General features: G+C 54.8%; 16 protein-coding genes. 5 read left to right on the top strand and 11 right to left on the bottom strand.

The genetic code is table 11. The annotated features are described in order from the left end of the window. Window positions 1–20: 20 nt before the first annotated feature. Window positions 21–1,415 (top strand): type VI secretion system-associated protein TagF, encoded by a 1,395-nt coding sequence (gene tagF, locus FHW16_RS16755; protein ID WP_182550372.1) that lies wholly within the window; start codon window positions 21–23, stop codon window positions 1,413–1,415. A 13-nt stretch (window positions 1,416–1,428) separates the two neighbouring features. On the opposite strand, the gene FHW16_RS16750 is transcribed toward tagF, so the two are convergent. Both FHW16_RS16750 and FHW16_RS16745 read right to left on the bottom strand, forming a co-directional pair. Further along, window positions 1,429–2,250 carry a hypothetical protein gene (locus FHW16_RS16750; protein ID WP_182550371.1) on the bottom strand — a complete coding sequence of 274 codons (822 nt, stop codon included), beginning with the start codon at window positions 2,248–2,250 and terminating at the stop codon, window positions 1,429–1,431. Beyond that, a complete protein-coding gene (locus tag FHW16_RS16745) occupies window positions 2,247–3,365 on the bottom strand; it encodes a LysM peptidoglycan-binding domain-containing protein (RefSeq protein WP_182550370.1) in 1,119 nt (372 codons plus the stop codon). Before FHW16_RS16745 ends, FHW16_RS16750 begins: the two co-directional genes overlap by 4 nt. A gap of 127 nt (window positions 3,366–3,492) precedes the next feature. Here FHW16_RS16745 and FHW16_RS16740 point away from each other — a divergent pair, with 127 nt between their 5' ends. Beyond that, the gene (locus tag FHW16_RS16740) at window positions 3,493–3,864 is read left to right on the top strand and encodes a DUF3592 domain-containing protein (RefSeq protein WP_210278167.1); all 372 of its coding nucleotides are present in this window, start codon (window positions 3,493–3,495) and stop codon (window positions 3,862–3,864) included. Between the two features lie 201 nt (window positions 3,865–4,065). On the opposite strand, the gene FHW16_RS16735 is transcribed toward FHW16_RS16740, so the two are convergent. From FHW16_RS16735 to FHW16_RS16700, 8 genes are all read right to left on the bottom strand, one after another. Continuing rightward, window positions 4,066–5,058 carry a helix-turn-helix domain-containing GNAT family N-acetyltransferase gene (locus FHW16_RS16735; protein ID WP_182550369.1) on the bottom strand — a complete coding sequence of 331 codons (993 nt, stop codon included), beginning with the start codon at window positions 5,056–5,058 and terminating at the stop codon, window positions 4,066–4,068. Between the two features lie 172 nt (window positions 5,059–5,230). Next, window positions 5,231–6,076, bottom strand: a complete 846-nt coding sequence (locus tag FHW16_RS16730; protein ID WP_182550368.1) for an NAD(P)-dependent oxidoreductase — start codon at window positions 6,074–6,076, stop codon at window positions 5,231–5,233. Window positions 6,077–6,158: 82 nt separating this feature from the next. Continuing rightward, complete coding sequence (locus tag FHW16_RS16725) at window positions 6,159–7,232, bottom strand: ABC transporter ATP-binding protein (RefSeq protein WP_182550367.1); 1,074 nt, start codon at window positions 7,230–7,232, stop codon at window positions 6,159–6,161. An 8-nt stretch (window positions 7,233–7,240) separates the two neighbouring features. Continuing rightward, window positions 7,241–8,017: a carbohydrate ABC transporter permease gene (locus FHW16_RS16720; RefSeq protein WP_182550545.1), complete on the bottom strand. Its 777-nt coding sequence runs from the start codon at window positions 8,015–8,017 to the stop codon at window positions 7,241–7,243. Window positions 8,018–8,064: 47 nt separating this feature from the next. Then, the gene (locus FHW16_RS16715; RefSeq protein ID WP_182550366.1) at window positions 8,065–8,967 is read right to left on the bottom strand and encodes a carbohydrate ABC transporter permease; all 903 of its coding nucleotides are present in this window, start codon (window positions 8,965–8,967) and stop codon (window positions 8,065–8,067) included. A 66-nt stretch (window positions 8,968–9,033) separates the two neighbouring features. Further along, window positions 9,034–10,245, bottom strand: a complete 1,212-nt coding sequence (locus tag FHW16_RS16710; RefSeq protein ID WP_182550365.1) for an ABC transporter substrate-binding protein — start codon at window positions 10,243–10,245, stop codon at window positions 9,034–9,036. Between the two features lie 122 nt (window positions 10,246–10,367). After that, window positions 10,368–11,264, bottom strand: coding sequence for a sugar phosphate isomerase/epimerase family protein (locus tag FHW16_RS16705; RefSeq protein WP_182550364.1), 897 nt, complete (start codon window positions 11,262–11,264; stop codon window positions 10,368–10,370). Between the two features lie 11 nt (window positions 11,265–11,275). Then, the gene (locus tag FHW16_RS16700) at window positions 11,276–12,298 is read right to left on the bottom strand and encodes a Gfo/Idh/MocA family protein (protein WP_182550363.1); all 1,023 of its coding nucleotides are present in this window, start codon (window positions 12,296–12,298) and stop codon (window positions 11,276–11,278) included. Window positions 12,299–12,462: 164 nt separating this feature from the next. On the opposite strand from FHW16_RS16700, the gene FHW16_RS16695 reads away from it, so the two are divergent. From FHW16_RS16695 to FHW16_RS16685, 3 genes are all read left to right on the top strand, one after another. Beyond that, window positions 12,463–13,491, top strand: coding sequence for a LacI family DNA-binding transcriptional regulator (locus tag FHW16_RS16695; RefSeq protein WP_348643902.1), 1,029 nt, complete (start codon window positions 12,463–12,465; stop codon window positions 13,489–13,491). 475 nt (window positions 13,492–13,966) lie between these two features. Beyond that, a complete protein-coding gene (locus tag FHW16_RS29295; RefSeq protein ID WP_182550361.1) occupies window positions 13,967–14,194 on the top strand; it encodes a DUF4167 domain-containing protein in 228 nt (75 codons plus the stop codon). Between the two features lie 1,251 nt (window positions 14,195–15,445). Then, window positions 15,446–16,870, top strand: coding sequence for a hybrid sensor histidine kinase/response regulator (locus tag FHW16_RS16685; RefSeq protein WP_246711812.1), 1,425 nt, complete (start codon window positions 15,446–15,448; stop codon window positions 16,868–16,870). Between the two features lie 5 nt (window positions 16,871–16,875). Here FHW16_RS16685 and FHW16_RS16680 read toward each other — a convergent pair whose 3' ends face one another. Further along, a complete protein-coding gene (locus FHW16_RS16680) occupies window positions 16,876–17,031 on the bottom strand; it encodes a LuxR C-terminal-related transcriptional regulator (protein ID WP_182550359.1) in 156 nt (51 codons plus the stop codon). Window positions 17,032–17,147: the final 116 nt, after the last annotated feature.

Here is a 17,147-nt window from a genome sequence, read left to right as displayed (position 1 = left end):
GACCGGAAGGGATGAACCCGATGCAACCCAGAGATACGGTTCTGGCCGGTTATTTCGGCAAGGTGCCATCCAAAGGCGATTTCATCAGCCGGCGGCTTGACCGGGACGTTCGCCTGAAGCTCGACCAGTGGTTGCAGCCCGCAATGCAGTCGAGTCGCGAGATGCTGGCGGACGAGTGGATGGATCTCTATCTCAACGCCCCGATATGGCGCTTCTATCTCGAAGCCAGCATTTGCGGCCCCTACCCCGTGGTCGGCATGATGATACCGAGCGTTGACAAGGCCGGGCGCTATTTTCCCTTCCTTGTCGCCGCGCAGATACCGGACTTTCCGCTTTCCGTTGCATCCATTGCCCGTGCGGATGATTGGCTGCACTCGCTTGAAGACGTTTTGCTGAGCGTTCTGGAAGACGAATTTGACATCGACTATTTCGATCATCAATTGGCAAAGAAGGCGTTTGACCTTGACGTCATTCCTGCGAGCCTGAGCCCCCTGGGCGAGCCCTCGTCACAGGCCGGTGCCTTTGCCCCTCTGGCTGCAGCGCTTGCCGGCAGCAAATCGATACCGCAGTCGTTGTGGTGGACCTCGGGATCCGATCGCCGGAAGCCGGGCATGTCGCTATACCCCGGTTGGCCGGCAGCCACCGCCTTCGCATCGTTTTTCAAGGACGATACGGCGTCCTCCACATTCAACGATGAATTTGCAAGAGCCAGGCAAAGCGGCCAATCCCTGCACAATAACGGGATGTTTTCTGAAGCCCAGTCTGTGGGCGAAATCTCAGTGGCCGGCCGTTCCCATCGCGGTACCCTTGCCGAGCAAAATACCGAAAGCTTTGTCTTCAAACTCGAAAAGGGTCTCGTATCAATCGCAGACGGCACTTTCGGGCTGAGCCGTAGCGCCACTATTTCACGTTTTCTACTGGCTTCTCTGGACAGTGTCCCACTGCCGGAAAGCGTCGAGGACGCACTCCGGATTTTGACGGATCGCCTTGAAGACGCCAAGCATGCCTTGACCGAACGTCTCGACATCGCCGTTGCCGGACTAGCCTTGCAGGCGGGTTCGCTGAGTTTTGTCTTCCGTCAGCGCAGGTTTGGCCTCCTCGTGCAGGGTAATGTGCATTGCCTGTTGTTGCGGGACGGGCAGGTTACTGAACTGACGGATACTGCCCTCAGCAAACGATCCAGTTCGACGCTGAAACTGCAACTGCATGCGGCATCCGCGACAGTAACCGGCGATCTCATGCCCGGCGACCGCTTTCTTCTCATGACGGCTAATATTGCGCGCAGTGTCCTTGACAACATCGTTTCCAGCTTTTCCGGCGCGAGCCGTGTCGAATCCATCGTTGACAGACTTGTTGACGACAGCCTGATTAACGGCGCCGAGGATAATCTTACGATTGTCGCCATTGCTCTCTAGCAATCTCTGAGAATTACGATCGGGAGGCCGCTTCCAGCAGACCGGTTCGTGAAAAGGTCTCGTTCAGCCGCGGGTCGATTGTGATGTAGGCATCGAGAACGAGGCCGAGCTTCTTGGCGATCAAGGGTGCTTTCTTTGCCAGGTCCTTCATCCGCGCCGGATCGGAAAAAACAATCTCGGCATACGTATTGAAATCATTCTCCGGCGTCGTTGCTCCATAGGCCGACAGAAAGCCGGTTTCGATGCCTGGCTCGGCTCCCTGCCCGCGCGCGACCTGATCGGCCGCATCGTTCTGGAAGCTCCAGCCAACCGGTTCCTGCGCCTTGAAAGCAGTTTGAAGCGAGGGATTCCGCCACCAGACGAACGAGCTTGTCTCATGGTGAACATCGAGCTCGGCTGCGAGCTGGCGCGTTTCCGCAGGCACATTGCGCGGCGACGCCACAAATATCCAATCCTGACCATAGGTACCTCCAACCTCGGTACCGTTGATAAGAATCTTCCCCGCGATAAAGACAGCCTTGATAATTCTGCCGAGGCATTTCTCCGGATAGGCATCGAAAGCCTTGGCAATGCCCTTCAATGACGCATCGATCATGCCCCGATCCGCGGGATCAAATGTGACACCTTGCACCTCAGCATCTGCAGCGAGGTAAGGCGGAACGAAAAAACTCTTGGGATCGCCGAAACCGATCACCAATCCCTGCCGCTCACCAAGGGTACGCGCAAAAGCGTCGAGATCACCAATTTCGCCGTCGGTGGGCCTGTCGAGCAGATAGGCCCCGCCGCCGGCCATCGCCAACGCGGCGATCAGCATGGCTCGACGCGACAGTATCAATGCGCCAGCTCAAGAGAATTGCGCACCATAAAGGTCGCAGGCGCCACGCTGGGCAAGACTGTCGCGGCACGAAACGCAGCCGCACCACGCGCAAACAGCGCAGCGGCAGCGGCAAACGATGCCGGATCGTCTGCCACGCCAGCACCAGCCGTAAAGAAATCCTCCACAACTGTGGCAACGATAATCACACCGCCGGTAACTACCAGGCCGACTCCAACGACTTTCTTCCAGTTGGTTCCAGGTTGAGGCTGTGCCTGTGGAACAAGCACCGGCAACATGCGCGGAGAAGGTCCCATCGGTTGCTGGGGTTTGGGTGTGATCAGTATAACGAATTTCACGTCCACGGCCGTGTAGAGGAAGCCATTGATACGCCCGTTCAGCTTCGGCAGCCTCAGTTCAAAGCGTAGTTTTGGTACCGGATTGAGCGGGCTCATTTCAAAACCGGCTGCGGTAGCCACGGTCGATATGTTGGGTGAATTGCTTTGGCTGACGATCATTGAGCGGACAGTGCACTCATTCTTCTTCGGGTCGAAAATGAACCGGTTGTCGCTGACGAGTTCCCCAAAGGCATGATGCATGGCTGATGTTGTTTTGATTTCGGTTTTCTGATCGCTGACGCTATGGGTAATTGCCGCGCTGGAACTCGACATCAACAAAACATCGCCCGTGAGCTGAAACTCTATCGTTGCCGTGGGTGTCTCGAGCTTCTGCTCCTGTTTCAGCGTGTATTTGAGGGCTGCCGGCAGTTTGATGTCCTTGAGCTGGCTCTTCAGATTGCTTGCATTGCTCGTTGGTGCAGTGGATGACGTTGGATGTGATGATTGGCTTGAGGGCTTGGGGGTGGGCACCGGTGGTACTGCGGGTAATGTCGGACGGGCAGATCCCGCCTCCGCAACCCGGGTGGTGGAGCGCTGACCTGGCAAAACGGGGATGAGAATGGTGCGCCCGGCGTGGATCAGATCAGGGTCAGGTATTCCATGTCCTGTGCTGCGGACCACTTCACGCCGGTTGTTATAGCGCCAGATTCGGGGCCATTGCGTACCGCCACCCAATTGGTCGCGTGCAATAGACCACAACGTATCGCCGTTTTTGATCACATAGCGTGTGCCGATCATCTGCGTCCCCCGCCTTTCATGTTCAAAAGACTTGTCATCCGAAGAAAAGAAGTCAACATGTTTTAACTACAAACCTGTGACATTGTGCCAAGGTCGCACGCGAATTCCGGCATAGATAGGGGTGTTCGTGAGCAGAATGGTTATTATCACAGTAATCGGGGCAGTACTTTTGATTGCCGCCGCAGTATCGGCTGGAATGACGCTCAACTTTCTCGGATCGAGCATTGTGGTCCCCGGCGATGTGGTGGCACTCAACGCAGGCGGAAGTCACCCGCAGATTGCTTTCGTGACCAAGACTGGTGAACAGGTTTCATACCCGCAGGGCGGACTGGTTTTCGGATCAAAGGTCGGAGACCGCGTTGAAGTCCGCTATCGTACCGACAGCCCCAAACAAAGTGCCACGCTCAATCAATTCGGCGCAATCTGGACAGTGACCATCGTGCTTGCAGGACTGGGAGCCGGGTTTGTCTTCACTGGTTTGTCAAATTTGCTGTCTTAAACAATCGTCTGAATGCCCGAGTGACGGCCGCGATAGTTGTCCGCATCGCAATGTTGCGCATCTCATGCGCGTACAGGCGATGATGCTGAATCACTTCCGGCGTAACCACCAATCCGCTCACCGATAAACTGTCACAGCTGGTCTCTTGGCTCACCGCGTCCGCTCCATCCATGAAGTAATTCGGCAGCGGACGGGCTTTTTTCATTTTAAACCGGCCGTTTGCATCCGGCGCCCGACATCCCTGATCCTGCGGACAAACCGTTGCTCCGTGACTTCCGATCCCCACTGCTGACCGGGCCACTCCTCGTCGAGTACAAAACCGAATGTTTCATACAGCCGGCGCGCTGCATCCAATCCTTTGAATGTCCAGAGCTGGATTTCCGCAAATTCCTGCTGATCGCAAAAGGATATGGCTTCGTCGAGCAATCGTCGTCCTAGGCCACCACCGCGACGCCCGTCTTCCACGATGAACCATCGCAAATGCGCACATCCGGTTCCAAGATCCTCCCCGTCGATGACGACGGTGCCGACAATGTTGCCATCTTCAATTGCAGTCCATAATTGATTGGAGGATCTGTCGAGACGACCGGCAAACTCTGCCAACCCCGACGCAACCTTGCTTTCGAAGAATTGCCCAAAGCCCACCGTGTTCGCATAAAAACGCGCATGCATTTCGGCTGCGCGTCCGATCACACCCGGTCGATACCCCGTCTCGATCGTGACCGGACGCATGGCCGATGACATGCTGCCCGTTCGACTGGCTTCCAAAGCATCGGCGTAGAGCGCAAGCCCGTCCCGCACTGTTTTATGAATATTCGGGGACAGGTTGTTCAGCGCAGCAACAACCTGCTCCTGTGCGAAGGCATCAATCGCCGCCAGCGTTTCCCGCCCTTTCCCGGTCAACGACAGAGGCTTTATCCGGCTGTCGGTCTCACTCACGCTTTCGACGAGTTCGCCCGCATCGACAAGCTTACGCACCATCCGGCTGACGCTGGATTTTTCCAGATTGAGAATGTCACTCAGTTCACCTGATGTCAGATAATCCCGGGCACCAATTTCGATCAGGGCATGAACTGCGGAAGCGGAGAACTCCGTTCCGGCAAGGGTGGGCTTCATGAAGCCGAGCTCGCGCACGAGCCTGCGTGACGCGTCACGGATGGGTCTGACAGTGGCCTGAAGCGGTGAATCGGTCATTCATGAAAATCCATATAGTTGTATGATACAACATTATGGACTCGCCGACCCATTTTGACAACAGGGCGACAGGCGCTTTTTACGCCAAGCTGGAGAAAGGGCCGCCTGTTACTTTGAGCTTTAATGCCTGATATGCTGGGCTGGCAGGCAGCGTTCGGAACTGCGTGTTCGATCAAGCCGGGTTTTCAAGTACACCGTTCAGAATAGCCGCCAGCTGTCCATCCGCATTCTGGTCGGCGGCAATTCTGGCAAAGACATCTGCCATCGCCTTGAATAACGCCGATCCGGGATCGTCCGGTCCAAGGAACTCGGCTATCTCATGCATTTCGGCAACCCACCGATAGGCCTTTGGATACATATCAGGGATCGACTTCTGAAAGCGCAGGAGAAGCTCAGGCAAGGAATCGTTCATCTCCCCGCGTAAGCTTTCGGCGGAACCTGATCCGGCGGCCGCAAGAAGCATTGTCGCGCCAAGTCCGACCAGTCCCTTGTTGAGACCCGCATAGACCATTTTCAATGCTGATGCCGCGCCGACAGGTGCCTCCATCAACCGCAGATTCAAACCATGTTTTTCCAGCAAGGAACTGTGCCGGGCTTGATCGCCGCTGACATAGAATTTCGGCCCTGTACTTTCGGCCGTCGGCGGGGAGCCGATGATCGCTCCATCGAGAACGTCCCAACCCGTTCCAGCAAGAGTAGAGGTTATCTGCTGCATGGTGGCGGGATTGATCGCATTGAAATCGATAAATGCGGACTTCGTTTTTGCATCGCGCAGTTTTGGACTTAGCAGTTCAGCGACGCCGATGGCTTCGGCGGGAGGAACAATCGAAAGGATCAGGTCGGCAGCGGCGATCTCGTCGATCACTACAGGTTCCATACCGGCATCGCGAATGCGCGCCACGGTCTTTGCACTGCGGCCATCGGCAAGCGTCAAGACGCGTGCTCCGTGCTGTGTCAGCCGGTGCCCGACCGCACTTCCCATCGCCCCCGCTCCGATGATCGCAATAGTCGTTGGCATGGGCCGCTCCTGAGATGGATGAAGGATACGGTATAGCTTGCCCAGGCACAGTCCATTGTCAACGCATCCCGCCTCTAACGATTCAGCGAATGGCAAGCTCCGTTTCGGCATCAAACAGGTGAACGTTTTTTGGTGCGATATAGAGCTTTATTTCACTGCCCCTGCTCACGCTCGGTCTTCCGCTGTGGGCAGCCACCACCTGCTGCGACGCGATGGACGCTGTGACAAATGTCATGCTTCCCGTAGATTCAACGGCATCCACAACCACCGTGATCGCCAGATTCCCTTTCTCGCCGGTGAACGAAAGATGTTCGGGCCGCAAACCCATCAGCAGAGGAATACGCGGAGCCGCATGTTGGCCAATGGCAAGCGATTGATCCTGATCCTTCTCCAGCACCAGTCTCTTGCCGTCAGGGCTGACAAAAGCAGGAATGAAGTTCATTGCCGGTGAACCGATAAAACCGGCAACGAACTTGTTTATCGGGCGGTCGTACAGATCGAGGGGGCTGCCCTGCTGCTCGATGACTCCGGCGCGCATAACGACGATATGGTCGGCCATCGTCATGGCCTCGACCTGATCATGCGTTACATAGACCGAGGTCGCCTTGAGACGCTCGTGCAGCTTTCGGATCTCGCTGCGCATATGCACCCGCAGCGCCGCATCAAGATTGGAAAGCGGTTCGTCAAAAAGAAACACCTTCGGATTGCGCACTATGGCGCGGCCCATGGCGACACGCTGGCGCTGACCGCCAGACAGGGCTTTCGGCAACCGGCCAAGCAGGGCACCCAGACCAAGCGTTTCAGCTGCTACGCGCGTACGTTCGGCAATCTCCTGCTTCGGACGACGCTTGAGGCGCATCGAATAGTTCATATTGTGCTCGACATCCATATGCGGATAGAGCGCATAGGACTGGAACACCATCGCCACATCCCTTTCACGCGGCGGTTTGTTGACCACGCTTTCACCAGCGATGCGTAAATCCCCGGAACTTGTCTTTTCGAGGCCCGCAAGGGTACGCAGCAAAGTGGACTTGCCGCAGCCTGAAGGCCCCACAAGCGCAACAAAGGCGCCCTGTTCGATGGCTATATTGATGTCTTTGAGCGCATGAAAGCCACCATAATGCTTGTTCAGGTGGTCGATTTCGATCTGAAGCATGGTTCACCTCATTTCAGCGCGCCGGCGGTAAGACCGCTGACGATGCGCCGTTGCAGCAACATGAATACGAAAAGGATAGGCGTCACGTAGATGGCCGCGTAAGTCATGATCCCGTTCCAGTCATTGGCTTCAGGGCCCATGAAAGTTTGCAGGCCGACCGTTGCCACCTGCAACTCGTTCTTGGCGATCAGTGACCGGGCATAGACATATTCGCCGAAGGATTGCAGGAAGATCAGCACCGATGTGACCAGGATGCCGTTGCGCGCCAATGGCAGCATGATGTTGAAAAACGCACCTATGCGCGACGAGCCGTCGACGAGCGCCGCATCTTCCAGCTCGCGCGGTACCTGCACAAAGGTGGCCCGGCACAGCACGATATAGAGCGGCAGCATCTTGGCCGCCTGCGCCAGAATGACCGCCACGCGCGGACTTGCCAGAAGGCCGATCTGGTTGAACATGACGAAAATCGGCGTCACCATGAGGGACGACGGCAGCACCTGCATCATCAGAATGGCAAAGAGCGCCATGTCCATCCAGATATTGCGCACACGCGAGAGAACGTAGGCGCATCCCGTCCCCAGGAACGTGACGAGAATGGTCACTCCAACTGCGATCAGCAGCGAGTTCCAAAGGTACCGCCCCATACCCCGGCTTTGCCACACGTCCACAAAACTCCACTGTGGATCGGTCGGCCAGAATGTTGGCGGATACTGGAAAATCTCCGAACTGCCTTTGAAGGCCGTGAGATACATCCAGTACAACGGGAACAGGTAGATCGCCGTCATCACAAGACCGATGGCAAGGAGAATATAACGTTTCACCGGCTCTCTCCTCAATAGCTGTGTTCGTGGCGGGTGGAACGGACATAGACGGCAGCAACGACGATGACGAAAAGGATCATCATCACCGAAACTGCACTGCCCAGCGATATTTCGTAGGTCTGGAAGGACAATTGCCACGACCAATATTGCGCGACATTCGAGCTGTCGGCAGGCCCCCCCTGCGTCAGGGCCGCAATGAGATCGAACTGCTGCAGGGTAAAGATGACCCCGAGCGAAATCACAGCGCCCAGCTGTGCCCGCATCAGGGGAAGCGTGATTGACCAGAAGCGCTCGAATGGGCCAGCGCCGTCGAGTTCCGCCGCCTCGTAGACATCGCGCGGAATGCTTGCAAGTCCAACGGAAAGCAGGATCATGTTGAAGGGAATACCCAGCCAGACATTGGCAATAATGACCGCATACAGCGCCACATTCGGATCGGACAGCCAGAAGACGCGTTCATCAGCAATGCCCAGCGACATCAGGACATAATTGATGACACCGAAGTCGCCTGCGAACAGCCATTTCCAGATCGCCCCAACCACGAGAGCCGGCATGATCCAGCCCGCCAGAAACAATCCCCGTAGATATGTGGCTCCTGGAAAATCCTGCTGGAAGAACAGCGCAAGACCAAAGCCGATCGACAGTTGGAAGACGATCGACAGAACCACGAACTTGATCGTATTCCACAGCACCGCCATCGCAATCGGTTGAGATATCACATCATAGTAGTTCTGCAGGCCGACAAAGGGGCGGTTGAACGAGGTGATCGTGAACATGTCCACCGTCTGCAACGACATGATGATGTTGTAGAGAATCGGAAATGCCGAAAACGCGATCAGATAAGCCAGTGCCAGACCGAGCAGCAGAATATCAAAGCCGCTCCCATCCCTGATGGTCCTGATAATGCCCTGCATAGTGCCCTCCCGCCCCATGTGCATTGACGATCTGCCTCCGCCGGACACGGCAGGGGCAAGATGCGATCACTTTTTCAGAACCACGTCGATCTGCTTCTGTGCGGTTGCCAGAGCTGTCTTTGGATCGCTCTTGTGCGTCAGTGACGACTGTATCGCGGTGTAGATAGCCTTGGAGATTTTTGGCCATTCCGGATGCGGGCCGCGATTGCGCGCATATTTCATGCTTTCCTCGAAGACGGCATAGATGGCCGGTATTTTGGGATTGTTGGACTGAATCCTGGCCGCAGGCAGAAAGCCGAAACGGTTCCATACATCCGGCATCTTACCATAGAGAAACTCAAGCAGGATGAAGGCTTCCTTCGGGTGTTTGCTGTTGGCGAGAATAACATTGTCGCCTTCGCCAAGGGCCGAAGCCCGGGTGGCGCCCTCCTGCGGAACCGGCAGCAATGCAGCGCGGAAATCGAACTTCGCTTCCTTGGTCATGCGCGGCAGCTCCCACGGTCCGGAAATCGCCATGCCTGCATTGCCGGCGTTGAACGTACCCGTCGAGTCATATTGCCCACGAATGAGTGTATCGGGCGAGGCAAGCTTTTCGTCGAGCAGCTTGCTCCAGAATTCGAGGACTTTCACACCGCCCTCGGTATCGACCTTGTTGTAGTCGCCTCCGGCCATCTGCAACCACGGCAGAAACTGGAACGTGCCCTCCTCCGTTGCTACGGCAGAAAAAGCCATTCCATAAATATTCTTTGCAGGATCATTCAGCTTCTTGGCTGCAGCGTAAAGCTCATCCCACGTCTTGGGTGGATTGTCTGGATCGAGCCCTTTGGCCTTGAACATGTCCGCATTGTAGTAGAGCGCCAGTGTATTGGCTCCGCGCGGAACACCATAAATCTTGCCATCCCATGTCACGGACGAAAGCGGCCCCGGGAAAATATCATCTTTCTTGATTACTTTCGACTCCGCCAGCATCGGAGAAAGATCAAGAAGCAGTCCGCGCGAAGCAAAAAGCGCCACTTCGGGGTTGTCGATATAGGTGACATCCGGCGATTCACCCGTTGCAGTGGCGCGCGCGAGATCATTGACCATGTCTCGGAACTGAACGGTTTTGACATTCAACTTGATATCAGGATGCGCCTGTTCGAACTCGTCCTTCAAAAGATAAATATATTGATCCGGCCGATCGATGGTCCACATATCAAGCGTCACCGGCTCGGCGTGTGCCGCTGCGCCTGATAGCATCAATGCAGCCGCGGCAATCCAATACGAAATGCGTTTCATAGGCTTCCTCCTCGTGTTGCTCGACCCCGGCATCGCGCTTCTTGGCGGCGCGTCTTTCCTGGTCGGATTTAATCTCCATCGTGACCGGAACTCCCGTCCGGATGCGGGCCCGCTCGGGGAAATCAGGGATTGGCGACGAAATCGCCACCACGGCTTTGTTTGAGATAATTGAGAGAATGCACCTGTCCGGTCATTTCCAGATCGTTGCGATAGACCGGGTCATGCCAGCCTTCGATATCGATCGATCCCGACCAGCCGGCGAGGCGCAGTTCCGATATGACATCGGTCCAATTGGTATCGCCAAATCCCGGCGAGCGCATGAACACAAACTTCTCCTTGCCGAAAATGCCATGTTCACGAATGACCTCCCAACGGATTGTCGCGTCCTTGCCATGCACGTGAAAAATCTTGGGCACCCATTTTCGGATCTGCGGCAGCGGATCGATGAGATAGACCATCTGATGACAGGGCTCCCATTCGAGCCCGAGATTGTCAGCAGGCACTTCGTTGAAGATTATTTCCCAAGCATCCGGTGTATGGGCAATATTCCAGTCTCCTGTTGCCCAATTGCCGTCCATGGCGCAATTCTCAAAGGCCAGCTTCACACCCTTGTCCGCCGCACGGCGCGAGAGCTCACTCCAGACTTTTTTGAATTGGGGCAGACTGTCTTCGATCCGCTTGCCGCGAACACGACCCGTGAACCCGGCAATGGTTGTGGCACCGAAGAGATGGGCATTGTCTATCAATGCCTCCCAGCCTTTGAGCGTTTCGCGGTCAATCTCCGTATCTTCCAGCGGATTACCAAACATACCAAGAGTCGACATGGTTACATCGGCGTCACCGATGGCGTCCTTCAACTGAGATGCAAGTGTTGGAAGGTCTTTATTGACCACCTGCCAGAAAAAAGGCTCGAAGCTCTCAAATCCGTGCGGCAGGATATTTTTGACATAGGCGGCGGGATCCGGCGCATTGCCTCTGACCATGGTGCCAATGCGGATCGATTGTGCCGGGTTGCTCATTCCGAATCCCTTCAGATTGTGATTTCAATACGCCGTCCGGTTTCAGCGCTGTGAATTGCACCGAACACCATGGCGAGGCTTTTGATATTTTCAATTCCAGCGGTTTCCGGCGCAGGGCCGCCCCGGGTTGACGCGATAAAATCCTGCATGACTCCAAGGTGGCCGCCGATGCGGTGGGACGCATCAAGGGGAGGTATCTCGACGGCGGCCACCCCGGAAAACAGGCCATCCTTGCCTGACGTGACGGCTTCGGCCCGTATGTCATCATGCCCGTCCCAGACAATCGTTCCCTTGCTGCCGACAATGCGCCAAGCGCTTTCCCAACTGGTGCGCATACCGTCAGCACACCAGCTCCCGCGATAGGTGAAGATTGCACCATTGATGAATTCAAAGATCGCGGCCGCGGATGAACCCTGACTGTACCAGGAATTGCCGGGCTCCCATTCTCTGGCATAAACGGCATTGGCAGTTTCGCCCGCCAGAAAGCGCGCGGCATCGAACGTATGGATCGCCATATCCAGAAACAGTACATGCCGCATCTCTTCGCGAAACCCGCCAAAATGCGGTCCGAGAAAGAAATCACAATGCAGACTGGTCACATCGCCAATGGCGCCCGATGCGATGAGCTGACGGATGCGGCGGATTTGAGCGAGGTAGCGCCTGTTCTGCACAACGGCATGGATACGCCCCGCGGCATTGGCACGCCTGACAAGGTCGCTTGCCTCATCCATCGTTTCGGCCATCGGCTTTTCCGAAAGTACATGACATCCTGCTTCAAGACCGGCTGCAACGGTCGCATGGCGCGCAGCCGGGACAACGATGTCAAACAGCAGATCCGGATTGGTTCTCGCTAGAATATCAGAGAGATTGTCGGACGCGATTGCCGATGCCAGCGCGAACTCTTCAATGCGCGCTTCCGCGCGTTCCTTGGCCAGATCAACGACACCAACGATGTCGATATCGCCAATCGCACGGGCTGCCTCAAACCATGCTTTGCTCATGGCTCCGCAACCGACTAAAACGGCACGCTGCATTTCCTCTCCTCCCGACGAAATTCACCAGAAACCGAGTAAATCGGTTGCAAATGGCTTCCGTAAACGTTTACGATTTCATATCGGAGAATTATTTTTGTCAATCCCCCTTTCAGTGTTTTAAGAATGAAAGGGAACAGGCGCTGAGTCGTACAGGGAGAAAAAGCGTGAGCATACGGGATCTTGCCCGCCATCTCGATATCTCTATCGGAACGGTTTCCCGCGCCCTCAACGGGAAGGCTGACGTCAATCAGGAGACGCGTGAGCGTGTGCTTGAGGCGGCCAAACGTCTTGGCTATGTACCAAACCAGTCGGGCCGCAGTCTTCGCCAGGGCACTACCAACACGATCGGCTTCATGATTGAATCCACCATCGAAACGGTCGATACCGGCGGCAGCTTTTTCATGCCCGTTTTTGAGGGCGTTCAATCGGTGTTCCGACGCCATCACCTCGACCTTGTCGCGCTGCTCTGTGGTACAGATGAAGAGCCCGCTGCCTATCTCAACCGCGTTGTTGCCCGCCGCTTTGTTGATGGGCTGATCATATCAGCAACAACACGTCACGACCCCCGTATTGATTTCCTGCTGGAACGGAAGATTCCCTTCATCACACTGGGTCGCAGCGAAACAACAGGTGACTACCCTTGGATTGACCTTGATTTCGAGGGCGTTGCAACGGCTGCGGTCGAACGGCTCGCCGGATTGGGTCACAGCCGCATCGCTATTGCGGTACCCGCCAGCGACATCAATCTCGGCTATATCTTTCTCGATGCATACAAACAGGCCCTTGCTGCGAATGGAATCGCTTTTAACCCGGATTATGTATTCCGATCCTATGCCAACGAGGAAGGCGGCTACCAGATTGCAGGCGCCGTTCTTGCACAAAGACAAACGCCAACAGCCATCATACTGGTCAATGAGAATATGGCTCTTGGACTGTACCGGCGTTTCTACGAGTCCGATATTCACCCGGGCCGCAACATCGCCGTCATCGGTTTTCGCGAGAGTATACAGAGCCGGTTTCTGTCGCCCACGCTGACCTGTTTCAGGATTTCTCTGCGTGACCTCGGCATCAAGCTGGCGGAATCCCTGCTCTCAACCATGCCCGCTTATGAAGAGCATTACCCGCATGAGAAGGTGGAGCTTATCTGGCCGCTGGAGTTGGTGCCAGGTGAAAGCGATCAGGGGGAACTCTAGCTGTGCTCACGCCATGGACATGGCTTGATATTGAGTTGGCCTTGAAATAGCCGCAGAGCATGGCCATATGTATTTCACGCCGATGAATATATCCCGGCTGTCTTTGGAGCTCCGTGATGAGCTCAAGTTTTTCCCGCGAGAATGACAATGTTTGCTGTGGCTAGATTTTCAGCTCGCCATGACCAGTTTCCAAAAGACCTATTTTAACAGAAACGCTGCGCGACCTTATCGCGGCAGCCATGGACCAATATGCAAGAAATGATTCAACCAAAAGTCGCCATCACGCGGCCGATACCAATAAACCTGATCGGTCACGATCAATCACAACCCAAGCCTGACGAACACCGGAAAATTACGGCGTCGGGTTTCACACGCGAAGAGTTACGCCGGATTGTAGCGGATCAAATCGACTGATCCTCTCCGGCATTCTAGATCGAATAATCACAGGAGAGCCTCTCTTGGCTCAAACACCATCATGAATATGAACCTAACAAAATCACGTCCATCCGGCGCGCGCGCCATGCCGTTGCCTGGAAAAGCAACGGGTGCGCAATCAAGCCGCCTCCAAAAAGCCCAGCTGAGCTATGAGCGTTATCTTGCACAGGCGCGTGCGGAAGCGCTTGTTGGAAATCGAGTCGAGGCAGAAAACTATTACCAGCATGCCGAGCACTACTTTCGGTCAATTCGCGCGGACGACAAATAACGCGTTTCTACTGCTGGATACATGGATAGACCACAAGCCTGCAGAGGCCCTTCGCTGGCAATAGTGATGGAGCAAACGCCCCGGCCGACATCCTATAGTACACACTATTGTTGGGCATACGGCTATCAACTAGGTGGAACTACGGATTTTCAAAACACGACAACTTGCTAAAGTAGCACTTGAAGATCTGATCTTCATATAAGTGCTGCTTTTCAATGACCTATTCATTTATATAAACCAAACACCGGTCTGTCCCCCAGACCGGTGTTTTTTTATGATCTATTTCACATTCATGGACCGGTATGGGGCAGCTTTTCGGATTCGTTGCTCCATGAGCCTGAACGGCGACATCGCGGGTCGCCCTCCAAGAACGATGCACCTGCGATTGATCACAAATGCGCGAAATTCCACGTCTTCGATTATTCAGCAAGAATATTTTCGAGTTAATCAATAGCTAATATTCACTATACGAACTTCGTTGACGTTGCGTTACTTCATAATCTAGGGAGTTTAAAGTATTATTTGCACATCGCTATCGGGGGAACTTATGCGAAATATAGTATTTATCAGCTGCATCGCACTGATGCTGGCTGGGTGTCAGACTGCGCAGGAATCAGCTGTGGAGGCAAAGAACACATGTGACTCGGCCGGACTGAAACCAGGATCGAAAGCACATCGGCGTTGTGTGTCCGCAAGCTATGAGCAGAACCGCCGGCAATCCAACGAGGCCGGAAATGCGGCGGCCCTTGGTGCCGCGGTGGGTGTTCTGGGGGGCGTAGCGCTGGGAGCCGCAGTCGAGCGAAACCATTATCCAGGTTATTACCGGCGCTGTGGCCCATGGGGTTGCTATTACTGAGAATAAACATCGGGAACCGGGTGCGCCTTGCTCAAGCCAATTGGTATGGAAATGGCAGGTTGCACCGGTTGACCGAACTGACATATTCCCTGCGAACAAGACCGGCATAAAAAGGGTTACTGGCTCTTATGGAAAAGAACGCCGCCTTGGCAGGCTTACTGGCACGGTTGAGAGAATTACTCCACCGATACAAGCGGAAAGAGCAGGACACGGAACGCGCTCAGGCCGTCGTTCGGCTTATCATCATACCATTTTTTGTCAGTTACCTGACCTATGTAGGCCTAGCGCAGAACTCATCTCATGAACTCCGGATTATATACATATCCTATTGGATATATTATGTAATTTCTTCGAAACTTCTGTATTTGAGCATCGTTTTTTGGCCGGGAGTATACTTGCCACGGCGTATTTTCTCGATGTCGCATGACTATCTTGCCATGACATTTGCAATGTCCGCAGGCGGCGAGGCAGCGATGCCGATATATGCCATATTGCTATGGGTGACAGTCGGCAACGGATTGCGTTTTGGGCCCCGCTATCTCATTGCGGCAACAACGGTCGCACTTCTTGCGTTGGCGGCAACCACCTACTTCAACAGTTTTTGGCGTGATGACCCCTATGTTGTCGTGACGCTGGTCATTACTGCGGTTCTCGTTCCTGCCTACATCTATATTTTGCTCAATCGCGTTCACAAGGCCTACAACGCGGCGTTGGAAGCCAATCTTGCGAAATCACGGTTTCTGGCTCAGGCGAGCCATGATCTGCGTCAGCCCATTCACGCCATCAGTCTTTTCATCGCGTGTCTGCGTGACGCCCGGCTGGGCGTTGAAGAACAACAGATGGTCAATAATATTGACCGGTCGCTTCAGAGCGTGTCGAGATTGTTCCAGTCCCTTCTCGATATCTCAACTCTCGACAGCGGCAAGATATCGGAACAACCCGAGGACGTTGCCATAGGTGAAATTCTTCATGACATCGCGCAGCAGAACTCCGAAGCGGCACAATGGGCAGGCGTTGCGCTCAAGGTAGTGACAACGAAGAAATTTGTCCGCACCGATCCCAGCCTCCTGACAACAATGATCCAGAACATCATTTCCAACGCATTGAAATATGCCCCCGGCCACCCTGTTCTGATGGGATGCCGGATCCGGGGCGGGGAGCTATCGATTGATATTCACGACCGCGGTCCGGGGATAGCCGATGAACATTTGCCACGACTTTTTGAAGAGTTCTATCAGGTACGCGAACGCGGCGATAAAGACATAGAGGGTGTCGGTCTGGGCTTGTCGATCGTGCAACGGCTCGCCAATCTCATGGGGCTGGAGGTGTCTTTGCGATCCGTTGAGAACCGGGGCACAACTGTCGTGATCAGTGGCCTTAAAATAGTCGCCCAGCCCGTTCGCAATTTAAGATCGACGCGTGCGAAACCTGCTTCGCTACTGGATGGTCTCCGCGTGCTTCTTGTGGAAGACGACATCAATATCCTTATGGCGACTGGAACACTCTTGGAAAGGTGGGGCTGTATTGTTCAGCAGGAGGACACGCTTCCTGATGGGAAAGATGTGACTTGCGACTTCATCATCACCGACTTCGATCTTGGCGCCAAGACAACCGGTACGGACTGCATCAATTACATCAGGCGAGCAAACGGCCGGAAAATCCCTGCGATTATTGTGACTGGTCACGATGAAAACCGCGTGCGGGATGATGTAGGCGATCCCGAAATACCAATCCTGTCCAAGCCGATACGGCCTGCCGAATTGCGGTCAACCATTCTGGCATTGAAACTGAAGGCAGAGCGGCAAATGACCGACGCTTGATGTCCCTATGAAGCGGCGCCAATATCGAGTTCCCACAACAAGGCGGAACCATAGATGCTAACCGCAAACGGCGGGATATCGAGGGCCGGTCCGATTTCGTTGTTTGATTTTCCCTGCTCAATCAGCTGCAGGATTTCACGCTGACAAAGTCGAAAGACCATCGAAGGTCCACAGCGCCCGTCAACAGTAGTGAACTTGCACTAATGGCTTAGAGCCGAGCCCCATCCCTATACTTTGAATCAGTGGGCCGGGACGCGGTATAAGAGTTGTTTGCTCT

Origin of the sequence: Phyllobacterium myrsinacearum (assembly GCF_014138285.1) — a bacterium.
Taxonomy (GTDB): Bacteria; Pseudomonadota; Alphaproteobacteria; order Rhizobiales; family Rhizobiaceae; genus Phyllobacterium; species Phyllobacterium myrsinacearum_A.
This window is presented reverse-complemented; position numbering and strand designations above follow the sequence as displayed.

Excerpts from the sequence above, each read along its gene's own strand:
- tagF (WP_182550372.1), top strand. The coding sequence starts at position 21 with ATGCAACCCAGAGATACGGTTCTGGCCGGTTATTTCGGCAAGGTGCCA.
- FHW16_RS16745 (WP_182550370.1), bottom strand. The coding sequence starts at position 3,365 with ATGATCGGCACACGCTATGTGATCAAAAACGGCGATACGTTGTGGTCT.
- FHW16_RS16735 (WP_182550369.1), bottom strand. The coding sequence starts at position 5,058 with ATGACCGATTCACCGCTTCAGGCCACTGTCAGACCCATCCGTGACGCG.
- FHW16_RS16730 (WP_182550368.1), bottom strand. The coding sequence starts at position 6,076 with ATGCCAACGACTATTGCGATCATCGGAGCGGGGGCGATGGGAAGTGCG.
- FHW16_RS16725 (WP_182550367.1), bottom strand. The coding sequence starts at position 7,232 with ATGCTTCAGATCGAAATCGACCACCTGAACAAGCATTATGGTGGCTTT.
- FHW16_RS16720 (WP_182550545.1), bottom strand. The coding sequence starts at position 8,017 with ATGACGGCGATCTACCTGTTCCCGTTGTACTGGATGTATCTCACGGCC.
- FHW16_RS16715 (WP_182550366.1), bottom strand. The coding sequence starts at position 8,967 with ATGCAGGGCATTATCAGGACCATCAGGGATGGGAGCGGCTTTGATATT.
- FHW16_RS16710 (WP_182550365.1), bottom strand. The coding sequence starts at position 10,245 with ATGAAACGCATTTCGTATTGGATTGCCGCGGCTGCATTGATGCTATCA.
- FHW16_RS16705 (WP_182550364.1), bottom strand. The coding sequence starts at position 11,264 with ATGAGCAACCCGGCACAATCGATCCGCATTGGCACCATGGTCAGAGGC.
- FHW16_RS16700 (WP_182550363.1), bottom strand. The coding sequence starts at position 12,298 with ATGCAGCGTGCCGTTTTAGTCGGTTGCGGAGCCATGAGCAAAGCATGG.
- FHW16_RS29295 (WP_182550361.1), top strand. The coding sequence starts at position 13,967 with ATGAATATGAACCTAACAAAATCACGTCCATCCGGCGCGCGCGCCATG.
- FHW16_RS16680 (WP_182550359.1), bottom strand. The coding sequence starts at position 17,031 with ATGGTCTTTCGACTTTGTCAGCGTGAAATCCTGCAGCTGATTGAGCAG.